6 protein-coding genes and 1 pseudogene are annotated in these 12,239 nt (G+C 67.3%); 3 read left to right on the forward strand and 4 right to left on the reverse strand.

What is annotated here, in order from left to right:
- Positions 1-216, reverse strand: a 216-nt coding sequence (locus ACSAMQ_RS10015; RefSeq protein WP_435395510.1) for a FecR/PupR family sigma factor regulator, incomplete at its 3' end; no start/stop codon positions are given.
- Entirely contained in the window at positions 213-764 is a 552-nt protein-coding gene (locus ACSAMQ_RS10020) for an RNA polymerase sigma factor (RefSeq protein WP_435395511.1), read from the reverse strand. The genes ACSAMQ_RS10020 and ACSAMQ_RS10015, both read right to left, overlap by 4 nt.
- 264 nt (positions 765-1,028) lie before the next feature.
- Here ACSAMQ_RS10020 and ACSAMQ_RS10025 point away from each other — a divergent pair, with 264 nt between their 5' ends.
- Positions 1,029-4,121 (forward strand): TonB-dependent receptor domain-containing protein, encoded by a 3,093-nt coding sequence (locus ACSAMQ_RS10025; protein WP_435395512.1) that lies wholly within the window; start codon positions 1,029-1,031, stop codon positions 4,119-4,121.
- Positions 4,122-4,842: 721 nt separating this feature from the next.
- Positions 4,843-5,997, forward strand: a pseudogene (locus ACSAMQ_RS10030) (metallophosphoesterase).
- 54 nt (positions 5,998-6,051) lie between these two features.
- Here ACSAMQ_RS10030 and ACSAMQ_RS10035 read toward each other — a convergent pair.
- Both ACSAMQ_RS10035 and ACSAMQ_RS10040 read right to left on the reverse strand, forming a co-directional pair.
- Complete coding sequence (locus ACSAMQ_RS10035) at positions 6,052-6,783, reverse strand: FKBP-type peptidyl-prolyl cis-trans isomerase N-terminal domain-containing protein (protein ID WP_435395513.1); 732 nt, start codon at positions 6,781-6,783, stop codon at positions 6,052-6,054.
- Positions 6,784-6,841: 58 nt separating this feature from the next.
- Entirely contained in the window at positions 6,842-8,503 is a 1,662-nt protein-coding gene (locus ACSAMQ_RS10040) for a multicopper oxidase family protein (RefSeq protein WP_435395514.1), read from the reverse strand.
- Positions 8,504-9,214: 711 nt separating this feature from the next.
- Between ACSAMQ_RS10040 and ACSAMQ_RS10045 the strand changes: the two genes are divergently transcribed.
- Positions 9,215-12,016, forward strand: coding sequence for a PKD domain-containing protein (locus ACSAMQ_RS10045; protein ID WP_435395515.1), 2,802 nt, complete (start codon positions 9,215-9,217; stop codon positions 12,014-12,016).
- Positions 12,017-12,239 lie beyond the last annotated feature (223 nt).

A 12,239-nucleotide genomic window follows, 5' to 3' on the forward strand; every position in this document is an offset into this window, starting at 1 on the left:
GACCTGCGGGTGCTGGGCGTGCTCGCCCGCCGCCGACCACAGCCGCTCGATGCGCTCGTAGGCGGCGCGATGCCGCGCATCGGCGGCCATCCAGCGCTGCCAGCCCTGGCGGTCGCTCTCGGCGACGTCGTCGGCCCGCAGGCGCGCGAACCAGGCCGCGGCCTGGCGGCGGTACGGGTCGCCGCCTTCGATCACGTTGAGACGCGGCGGCTTCACGAGTCTCCCAGGCGGGTATCGAAATGCAGCAAGGCGCGCATCATGTTTTTCTCCACTGCGCTCACACTGATCTCCAAACGTTTGGCGATGGCGCTGTAGGTCAGGCCTTCGTACCGCTGCAGCAGGAACACCTGGCGGCAGCGCGGCGACAACTCGTCCAAGGCCGCCAGGAACGCTTGCAGGCGCCGGCTACCTTCGTAGACGCATTCGCCATGCGGGTCCTCACTCGGCCAATCCTTCGCGACTTCGTCGATCGAGACGTGCTGGAGCACCTGGTGGCTCTTGTCGCGGCGGAAGCGGTCGCGCAGCAGGTTCGAGGCGATCTGCAACAAGAACGCCTCGACATTGAGCACGCCGCTCAGCGACGGCATCCGCACCAGCCGCACCAGGGCTTCCTGCGCCAGGTCCTCGGCGTCGTCGGCCGATTGCAGGTGGCGCGAGAAATAGCGGACCAGGGCCGGACGGTAGCGCGCGATCAGCAGCGGCAGATCGGCGGCGCGCGAGGCATCGCAAGCACTCGGCGTATCGCCGGCTTCGCTGCTGTTCATGGCCCCTCCCCGCTACCGGACAAGCGGACGCTACGGCACCGGCCGGCCGCCGGCAAGCCTGCCGAAAGGCGAGTGAGGGATCCGTGGCAAGCTGCGTCTACATCGGTGGGGAAAGGTCGACATTCGAAGGATCGAGCTCGCAGTCACTCATCGGGGAGCGTTGCAATGGGGATCGTTTCACAGCGTCACGCAGCACACGGCAGTCGGTCGAGCGGCACGGATTCGAACAAGCAGGCATCGGTGGGGGCCGGTCCCGGACACGCAGTGACGAATGCGCAAATGCACTACGCCCGGCGCCCGTTGTCGGTCGCGCTGAGCCTCGCGCTCGGCTTCTCGGCGCTGATCGCCGCGACGCCGGCGCTCGCGCAGCAGACTCAGGACAGCGCGCATCACTACGCCTTGCCGAGCCAGTCGCTGGCCTCGGCGCTGAACCAGGTCGCGTCCTCGTCGGATGCACAAATCCTGATCCCGCCGGACCTGGTGCGCGGCCGCGTCGCCCCGGCCCTGTCCGGGCGCTACACCACCCGCGAGGCGATTACCCGCCTGCTCGCCGGCAGCGGCCTGAGCTTTCGCGTCACCCAGAGCGGCGTCATCGCGATCGTGCCCGCGCGCGAACCGGCACCGCCCAAGCCCAAGCCGGCGAGCTCTCGCGAGCCCGCGGCCAAGGCCAGGGCGGCGCCGGAGCCGACCGAACTGGCGGCGATCCAGGTCACCGGCTCGCGCATCAAGCGCGCCGAAATCGAAGGCCCCTCGCCGGTCACGGTGATCACCGCCGAGCAGATGGAACGCGAGGGCCACGCCACCGTGTTCGAGGCGCTCGAGACCCTGGTGATGGCCAACGGCGCGGTCGAAACCGAACTGTCCGGCGGCTTCTCCGCCAACGCGCATCCGCTCAATCTGCGCGGCCTGGGCCCGGGCCGTTCGCTGTTGCTGATCGACGGCCGCCGCGCCGCCGACTACCCCTTCCCTTACGAAGGCCGCAGCAACTTCCAGAACTTCGGCAATATTCCCTCCGGCGCGGTCGAGCGCATCGAAGTACTCGCCGGCGGCGCGTCCGCGATCTATGGCGCCGACGCGGTTTCCGGGGTGGTCAACATCGTGCTCAAGCGCAATTACCAGGGCGACGAGATCAAGCTGCGCGCCGGCAGCAGCACCATGGGCGGGCGCGACCGTTTCGACCTGCAATGGACCGGCGGCAAGACCGGCGAGCGCTGGGGCGTCACCTACGCCTTCCAGGCCTACCATCAGGAGCTGCTGTACGGCTTCCAGCGCGACGACTGGGACCTTCGCGCCAATCCGAACCCGGACCCGCGGCTCGGCGTGCAGCCCGATGCCGGCCTGCGCATCCGCCGCGGCAGCAGCAGTAGCAGCAGCCCGCTGATCGCGCCGCCGGCCGGCACCTGCGAGCGCTGGGGCGACGAGTTCCAGCGTCACACCTACAGGCGCATCAGCTCCGGCACCGTGCAGAGCCTCGGCGACGCCTGCGGCACCTGGAAGGATGTCGGCTACCAGCACCTGAGCAAGGGCAAGAACGAGCTCGCCGGCTACGTGTTCGGCACCTGGGACTTCAGCGACGACCTGCAGGGCTGGGGTTCGGTGCAGGCCTGGCGTTCGCGGGTCGAGTCGCTCGGCGGCTTCGAGAGCATCACCGGCCCCCACACCGACGGCGTCGGCCGCCGCGGCGATTTCTACGACCCCCAGTTCAATGCGGTGATCGCGCCGACCCGCTTGCTGACCCCGGCCGACCTCGGCGGCGTCGAACAGATGAACCAGCATTACCGCGAGCGCTCGCTCGACGTCGCGCTCGGTCTGCGCGGCAAGATCGGCGACCGCTGGGACTGGGACGCCACCGTCAGCCGCGCCGAATACCAGTTCGAACGCACCCGCCGGCGCATGGTCGGCAACCTGGTCAACGATTACTTCTTCGGCAAGCAGTTGGGCACACGCCCGAACGGCGTGCCGATCTATCGCCTGAACCTGCCGCGCTGGTACCGGCCGATGACGCCGGAAGAATACGAGTCGATCTCCACCGTGGCCAAGTACGAGGCCGAGTCCTGGGTCGACACCGCCAGCTTCGTGTTGACCGGCGACCTGTTCGAGCTGCCGGCCGGTCCGGTCGGCGTCGCCACGGTGCTGGAAGCGAGCTCGCAAGGCTACGATCTATCGAGCGACGCGCGCGTGCAGCCCGGCGTGGTCCAGCTCTACAACCTCACCGGCACCAACGGCGGCGGCGAACGCCACCGTTATGCCGCGGGCGTGGAATTCAGCATTCCCGTCCTGCCCTCGCTCAAGGCCAGCCTGGCCGGCCGCTTCGACAAGTACGACGACATCACCGCGGTCGACGACGCCAAGACCTGGAACGCCGGCCTGGAATGGCGACCGACCGACAACCTGCTGATCCGCGGCGCCTATGCCACCAGCTTCAAGGCACCGGACCTGCACTGGGTCTTCAGCGAAGGCAGCGGCAGCTTCGGCAACGCGGTCGATCCCTGGCGCTGCATCGCCGCCGGCGCCAATCCGGGCTGTTCGGGTTATAGCTACAACGTCTTCAGCCTCAGCGAGGGCGACCCCAACCTGGAAGAGGAAACCGGTAAATCGTGGAGCGTCGGCGCGGTGTGGGACGTGTTCGACGGCTTCGCGGTCACCGCCGACTACTGGAGCATCGAACTCGACGGCGCGATCGAACGGCTCAGCCCGACCAGCATCCTCGAAGGCGAAGCGGGATGCCGCACCGGCAAGCAGCTCAACGGCCAGCCGTTCGCGTTCGGGCCCGACTCGGGCTATTGCCGCAACGTCACCGCCTTGGTGACCCGGCGCCCGGAAGGCAGCGAAGCCATCGACCGCATCGCCGAGGTCAAGTCGGCGCCGCTCAACCAGTCCTACCGCCGCGTCACCGGCATCGACGCCAGCGCCAACTACCGGCTCAAGACCGAGCGATACGGCGACTACCGTTTCGACCTGAGCTGGTCGCACACGCTCAAGTCCGAACGCCAGGTGTTCGCCACCGACCCGATCGAAAAGGATTGGCGCGACGACCCGGCCAACCTCGACTTCCGCAGCCGCCTGCGCGCGGGCGCGAGCTGGCGCGCCGGCGACTGGTCGTCGAGCCTGTTCATGACCCGCTACGGCAGCCTGCCGAAAGCCAATGGCCTCGGCCGCACCGGCGTCTATTTCCTGTGGAACGCCAACCTCGGCAAGCAGATCACCGACCAGGCCACGATCAAGTTCTTCGTCAACAACCTGTTCAACAACACCCACCCCAACGACGAGACCAACACCGCGTTCCCGTACTTCTACGATGTCTACAGCCCGATCGGCCGCGAATTCGCGATCGAGTACGAGTATCGCTTTCGGTGATCGGGTGATACGAAGCCGGCGGCGGCGATGCGACGCTCCGCCGCCGAAGCGTCGTGGTCGATTTAGCGTTGGTGTTGGTGTTACCGCTGCGTCGTCGAGATCTTGATCTGCTTTGCTTGTGGCTTTGCTTGTGGCTTTGCTTGTGGCTTTGCTTTGGAGCTTTGCCGGCCAAGAGAAGACCCGGAGGGCGGCCCGCATGGAGGCGGGCCGTGCGCAAGCAGGCCATGGATGGCCCGTCTGGAGCATCCCTGCGGCGGCTTCGATCGTGCGGGCTTGTGCCCTTGCAAGAAGAAGCACTTTTCTTTGGTGACTTTCTTTTGTTGCTTTGGACGAGAAAGTTACCCGCACCCTTTAGGGGGCGGAAGCTTTGCTATTGAGGTGGCTTCAAAGCCCTGCGGCAAGAAACGCCGCAACTGGGAGACGGCGCGGTCGCGACTTGCGTCGCTCCTACCCTCGTGGAAGCACACCACTTCGATGGAGGCGTCGGCGTTGTCGCTTCTGCGCGTCCCTGGGTCGCGGCTCACGCCGCTCCTACAGGGATTGCTACGCAGCATTGCGTTACAGGGCCCGGCCTTTGTAGGAGCGACGTAAGCCGCGACCGCGGGACGCGCAGAGATGACGAGGGCGATGCGATGCCTGCCCGCTCCTTGGTCTCGGCCAGCGTCCCCTCCTACCCTCAAACAGCGACAATGCCGATCAGGCCATTACACGAGCCCCTGCGATGACCCGACTTTCCTGCTTTGCCTCCCGTTCCGTCCTGCTGGCCCTGTGCCTGTGGGCCACGGGCGTCCTCGCCGCAGGCCACGAGCACCCGCCTGCGGCAACCGAGAAGACCGCGACGCCAAGCGCGCCGGCTTTCGACGACGGCCCCTATCTGCGCTATGCCACCGGGCGCATCGAGGCGCGCTGGGTCTGCGACGCCAAGGCGGTCGAGCACTCGTTCCCGGCGCTGCGCTGGCCGGTCGCGGTGCCAGCGCAATGCGGCCAACCGGCGGTCTCGGTGCGCGCACCGGCCAAGGCCGAGGCAGTGGTCTCGCCGCAGGGCGTCGAACGCATCGCCGCGCTGTCGGACGTGCACGGCCAGTACGATCTGATGCTGCAGCTGTTGCAGAACAACGGCATCGTGGATCGCAAGCTACGCTGGAGCTACGGCCGCGGCCATTTGGTGGTCGCTGGCGACGTGTTCGACCGCGGCCCCAAGGTCAATCAGGCTCTGTGGCTGTTGTACAGCCTGGAGTAGCAGGCGCGTGCCGCCGGCGGCGCCGTACATCTATTGCTCGGCAATCACGAGGCCATGGTGCTCGCCAACGACCTGCGCTACGTCCACCAGGGCTACCAGCGCAATGCCGGTCTGCTCGGCAGTACCTATGCCGAGCTGTACGGCCCCGACAGCGTGCTCGGCCGATGGTTGCGCAGCAAGCCGGTGATCGGCCAGGTCAACGACCTGCTGTTCGTCCACGGCGGCATCGCCGCCAGCTATTTCGAACCCGGCCTGAGCCGGGCCCAGATCAACCAGCGCTATCGCGACAGCCTCGGCACGCCCAAGGCGGTCTGGCAGCAGGACCCGGCGCTGCTGCCGCTCTACAACGGCAAGACCAGCCCGATCTGGTACCGCGGCTACTTCATCGATCCGGCCCTGACCCAGGACCAGGTCGATGCGATCGCCATGCGCCTCGGCGTCGGCCGCATCGTCGTCGGCCATACCTCGCACAAGCGGATCGGCAGCTATTTCGACGGCCGTGTGATCGCGATCGACAGCAGCATCAAGAACGGGCAGTACGGTGAGCTGTTGCTGATCGAACGCGGCAAGATCAGCCGCGGCACGCCCGAGGGCAAGCGCCTGCCGCTGACCGCCGGCGAGCCAGTCTCCGATTGATCCTGAGGTGGCCATGCGGGCGCCGCTCGTCGCCCGCATGGCGGTGAGCCGCGCTCAGCGCGCGATCTCGAGCAATTCCAGATCGAACACCAAGGTCGCGTTCGGTTCGATCTGGCCGGGCACGCCGGTCTCGCCATAGGCGAGCTGGGCCGGCACCCAGAAACGGTATTTCGCGCCCGGGGACATCAGCATCAGCCCTTCGCGCAGGCCCGGCATGATCTGGTTGAGCGGGAACTCGGCCGGGTGATCGGTGGCGTAAGTGCTCTCGAACTCGCTGCCGTCGAGCAAACGCCCCACGTAGTCGACCCGCACCGTGCCGTCCGCCGCCGGCCTGGCGCCGCGACCGGCGCGCTCGACGCGATATTGCAGGCCCGATGCGGTCGTGATCACGCCGGCTTGCTTGCGGTTATCGGCCAGGTAGCGATTGCCTTCGGCACGATTCTTCTGCGCCAGCGCGTGCTGGCCGGCCTGGCGCTTTCGCTGCAGGTGCTCGACGAAGTCGCTGCGCACTTTGGCGATCTGCGCCTCGTCCAGGCGCGGCGGCGCACCGGCATGGGTCGCGCGCAGCGCGCTCACGACCGCGTCGATATCGACCTCGTCCTTGATCGGCGCGAGCCGCTTGGCCATGTCGAGACCGACCATGTAACTGACTTGGCTGCGCGAATCGCCGAGCGCGGCCGGCGCGGCCGGCCTTGCGTCCGTGGCGGCGGCGCGCTCGGTGTCGGAGCTGCAGGCTGCCGGCAACACCACGAGGCAAAATACGAGGGCATGAGCGGAGCGGTTCATGGTGCGGCACTCTCCTGGCGATGAGCTCAGAGACGGTCGATGGGCTGGGCTGCAGCCTTCAGTCGGTCACCGCGAAGGCGACCATCATGCCCATGTCCTCGTGCTCGAGGTTGTGGCAATGGATCATGTAGCGATGCGTGCCCGACAGGTCCTGGGCGAAGTCGATGGCGATGCGGACGATCTCGCCGGGCCAGATCACCACCGTGTCGTTCCAGCCGGTGTCCTGCGGATTGAGCCCCTGCGCGGCGACGGCGCGGCCGCGGATGTCGGGCGGGCTGATGCTGCGCGACACGATCCGGAAGCGGAAACCGTGGATGTGGATCGGGTGCGGCATGCTGGTCATGTTGTTGCGTATTTCCCAGACCTCGCGGCCGCCGCGCTTGACCCGGAACATCGGCTCGTGGCCGACCGTGTGCATATTCCAGCCGTTGATGAACCAACTGCCCTCCTGGTTCATGCTCAGGCGGATCGGACGCACCGTCCAGCCAGACGTGTCCGGCGGCGGCGCCAGGTCGCTGAGGCGTTCGGGCAGTTTCGCCGGCGGGCGCTTCGGCGTCTTCGGCGCGGTTTCGCCGCAGCCGGCGATGCAGAACTGCATCAGGTCGAAGGCCTCGCCCATCGCCGCGGCGCCGGGATGCTCGCCCATCGGATCGGGCGCGAACGCACCGGACTCGTCCTCGTTCTCCATCGCCAGGTATTCCAGGCTGCGCAGCAGCACGCGTTCGCCAGCGGCGACCGCGCTGAAATCGATCAGGACGTCGATACGCTGCGCCGGCGCCAGGAACACGTCCTCGACCGTCCACGGCCGCGCCAGCAGGCCGCCGTCGCTGCCGATCAGATGGAACGGCAGCGACTGACCGCAATGTTCGAAGGCGAGCCGCAGCATGCGTGCGTTGGCGACGTTGGCGATGCGGAAGCGGTAGAGCGACTGCAGCACGTCGAGGAAGGGCTCGGGTGTCCAGTTGACCAACAGCCGGTTCCCGATCCAGTCGTCCGCGCCCTGCCGATAGACGATGGCGTTGTCGGCGTTCACCTGCTTGTCGGAAATCATCAGCGGCAGATCGCGCACGCCCCAGGGCAGACCGAGACTCGCAGCCAGCGCGCGTTCTTCTTCGTCGTCCACGCGCAACAGCCCGGCCAGACCGTGTTGCAACTGCGCTCCGGTGCGTCCGTGCGGATGCGCGTGGTACCAGTACAGGCCGGCGCGATCGGCGACCCGGAAGCGATAACGCCTGCCGGCGCCGGGCGCGACCGGATGCAGGCCGCTGCCGTCGTTGGCTTCGTCAACGCTCAGCCCATGCCAGTGGATCGTGGTGTCCTCGCCGAGGCGATTGTCCAGGCTGACGTCCAATTCGTCGCCGCGATCGATACGCAGCAAGGGGTTGATGCCGAGGCCTGCGCTGGCGGCATGGGCGTAATGCCAGATCCGGGTCGGCGCGCCGTCGAAGATCGGAAACGCCGCTTCCGTCGCGGTCAACACCAGCGGCGACGCCAGCCGGGTCTCGGCGAGCAGGCCGCTCGCACCGGGAATGCGCAGCGGTTGCCGGAACGGCGCCGGCGCAGACGGCGTCGACGAGCTCGACGCCCCCGCGTCCGCCGCGCCATGCGCCGCATGCGGCGAACGAGGATCGCGCCGCGACAGCGCGTACGGCAGCGCGAGCGCCGCCGCGGCAGCGGCCGACAGACCCAGGACCCACTTGCGACGATTCGTATTGACCATGGACCGGGACACCCTCACTGGCGATGCGTCGACGAAGCGCACTGCGGATTCGTGCATCGCACCGGATCGATCCTTCGGTGCATCCGGGCCGATGCCGTGCGGGCATCGATCACACTCCAGGCGACATCGACGCACGCCGAAAACCCCTGATTCGCAGCGTTTGTTTCATCCGCGGCGCGGCCGCGTCAAATAACCAAACATCATGAGAAATCCGGTCGCTCGCAGCTGAGGTATCGGCGAGCGACGCCGTCTGCATCTCAACAGGGGTGCACTTCAGTCGTTCGATGCGAGGCAACCACCATGTACATGAATGGCGGCGAGATCGTTCGCCCGCAGGCAGGCTTCTCCGTCGCCGGAGTCGCCGCCAGCCGCGTTTTCGCGAGGATGCCGATTCGGCAGCGCCGTACACGGCGCGCCGATGCCATCGATGTCCGACACGTTTGCGTTCGGCGCGTCGATGCCGGCCCAGAGCCTTCCTCGTCGGCGGGGCTCATCGCGCGCAGCCGATCGTTCGCGCCATGCGCGGCAACCAGCGCTCTACTGCGTCGGCCGAGTCGTCGGCCTGCGTGTTCCGCCGCAACACCCCACACCGGTCGCCAAGACCAGGCCTGACGACGCAGGCCAGTGCGCGCGGACCGGGCATGAAATCAGCGCCCGTCCACCGATGCGCGGGCGACTTCCTTCAAACACGGAAGCTAAGAGGAGACTTCGATGGCCACCCCAGGCGCAAGCGGCTTTCGCCGACGAATCACGCTCGGCGCGTTGTTGTTGTTCGGAAGCCTGATCGGTTCCCAATCCGCGTTCGCGACCCAGCGGACCTTGCAACTCAGCGAAGACGGCGTCATCAGCAAACGCGTACCTACCACGCGTTCGGCGCTACTGGCCGCACCCGGCAACCGAGTCTGCGAAGCCGGCGCCAAATGGGTCCGGGTCGGCTTCAAGGAACTGGTGCTGCAGGGCTACGACTCGCTCAAGATCACCAGTTCCGGCGGCGACCGCTACGTTTTCCAGGGCGATCACTGGAATAACCGCGCCTTCCACTCGCGCGCCTTTCGAGGCGAGTGCGTGGTCATCGAGCCCTACTTCGGCCATCCCGACAGCCGCTACACCGTCGACAGCTACGACTTCGGCACCAAGGACCTCAGCCTGACCACGGTCACCGTGGCCGGCGCCGGCGACATCTGCGACAGCTCGCCGGCCGACTGCGGCAAGACTTCGGACCTGATCGTGGCGATCAACCCGACCGCCGTCTTCACCGCCGGCGACAACGCCTACGGCAGCGGCACCCTGTCGGAATACAACAACCTCTACCACTCGCGCTGGGGCCGATTCAAAGGCCTGACCCGGCCTACGCCCGGCAACCACGACTATCAGACCACCGGCGCAAAGGGCTATTTCGACTACTACAACGGCACGGACCAAGCGACCGGTCCGGCCGGCGATCGCAGCAAGGGCTATTACAGCTACGACGTCGGCGACTGGCATTTCATCGCCCTCAATACCATGTCCGGCGGCAGCGTCGCCTCGGCCCAGCTGACCTGGTTGAGCAACGACCTGGCCGCGAACACCAAACCCTGCACCGCGGCGTATTTCCATCATCCGTTGATCAGCCGCGGCAATTACGACGGCTATAGCTCAGTCAAGCCGATTTACGACCGCCTGTACGCGGCCAAGGCCGACCTGGTGATGGTCGGCCATGACCACAACTACCAGCGCTACGCCAAGATGGACGGCAGCGGCACCGCCAAGACCGACGGCCTCCGCCAGATCCTGGTCGGCACCGGCGGACGCGATTTCTACTCGCTCAGCGGCAGCCACACGCTGTTGCAGGCCAGCCAGGCCCACACCTGGGGCGTGCTCAAGCTGACCCTGACCGCGACCGGCTATACCGGCGACTTCGTGCCGGTGGCCGGCAAGACCTGGACGGATAATTTCTCCGGCACCTGCAACAAGGCGCAGACCGGCAACCTGCCGCCGGTGGCGAACTTCAACTCGGCGACCAACGGCCTGACCGCCAACTTCACCGATGCCTCCAGCGACAGCGACGGCAGCATCGCCTCGCGCGCATGGACCTTCGGCGACGGCAGCACTTCGACCGCGACCAACCCGAGCCACGCCTACGCCAGCGCCGGCACCTACTCGGTGACCTTGGCGGTTACCGACAACGGTGGCGCCAACCATAGCGTGACCAAGTCGGTCACCGTGGTCGCGCCCGGCAACGCCAACCCCGTCGCTGCCTTCACCTTCACCACGTCCAATCTGACCGCGGTGTTCACCGATGCCTCGACCGATTCGGACGGGAGCATCGCCGCACGCGAGTGGAACTTCGGCGACGGCATCATCTCGACCACTACCAGTCCTTCGCACACCTACGCGGCGGCCGGCACTTACAGCGTGTCGCTGAAGGCGACCGACGACGACGGCGCCAGCCATACGGTAACCAAGTCGGTGACGGTGAGCACCGCACCGACCGGCAACGTGCTCGGCAACGGCGTGCCGGCGACCGGCATCGCCGGCGCCAAGGACAGCGAACAATTCTGGACCATGGCGGTTCCGGCCGGCGCGACCGGCCTGAAGTTCGTCACCGCCGGCGGCAGTGGCGATGCCGACCTTTACGTGAAGTTCGGTTCCAGGCCGACCACCACCGGCTACGACTGCAAGTCCGACGGCAGCAGCAACGCCGAAACCTGTTCGATCGCCACCGCGCAGGCCGGCACCTATCACGTGCTGGTCAAGGCCTTCGCGGCGATTTCCGGCGTTTCGCTGACCGGCAGCTACGCCAACGGCCCGTCCGGCGGCGTGGTCTGGAGCAACGGCGGCCTCAGCACCGGCGCGACCGCCAAGGACGGCACCGCCGCGCCCTCGGGCTTCACCTGGAGCGAGTTGCAGAACGACACCGGCAACACCGCCGAGAGCAACACCACCACCGGTTACGCCGTCAGCAACGCGACGTACCGTCTGGCCGACGATTTCGTGGTGCCGAGCGGGCAGAGCTGGACCCTGTCCTCGGTCGACGTCTACGCCTACAAGACCAGTTACAGCGGCTCCAGCTCGCCGTTCACCGCCGGCGTGCTGCAGGTCTGGCGCGGCCGGCCCGGCGACTCGGGCAGCACCTTGCTGTGCGGCAGCACCAGCGGCAACGTGCAGGCCTCCTCGAGCGATGCGCGGATCTATCGCACCGGCAACAGCCTGTATCCCTCCCCCGGCAGCGCAACGGTCACCACCCGCAAGGTCTGGCGCAACCGGTTGAGCATGCCGGCGGCCTGCGCGGGCAAAGGCTTCTTCAGTGCGGGCAGTTACTGGCTGGTCTGGGGCAGCACCGACAGCAGCGCCGGCGCCCACTTCGCCCCGCCGATGACCGTAGTCGGCGCGCGCGGCCGCAGCGGCGCCAATGCCCGCCAGTACGATGTGTCGGCAGGCACCTGGAGCTCCCTGACCGATGTCGGCAACCCGTCCACGGCACCCGACGTTGCCCAGGAACTGCCCTTCGAGCTGATCGGCACCACGCAGTAAAGCGCAGGCCCGGATCGCCGCCGGCGGCGGTCCGGCTCTCGAATATGGCCGTCCATGCACGACCGACGCGGGTGAGGTTGCGACCTCGCCCGCGTCTTCGCGATAGAGAGACTCGGATGAAACAGATCGCTTCCCGCATCGCCATCGCAGGCCTCATCGCCGCAGCCTGTCTGCTGGCCGCTTGCGAGCGCCGGGCCACCGCGCCCGTGCCCGCGGCCGTAGC

Origin of the sequence: Lysobacter sp. 1R34A (assembly GCF_051217035.1) — a bacterium.
Classification (GTDB): domain Bacteria; phylum Pseudomonadota; class Gammaproteobacteria; order Xanthomonadales; family Xanthomonadaceae; genus Lysobacter.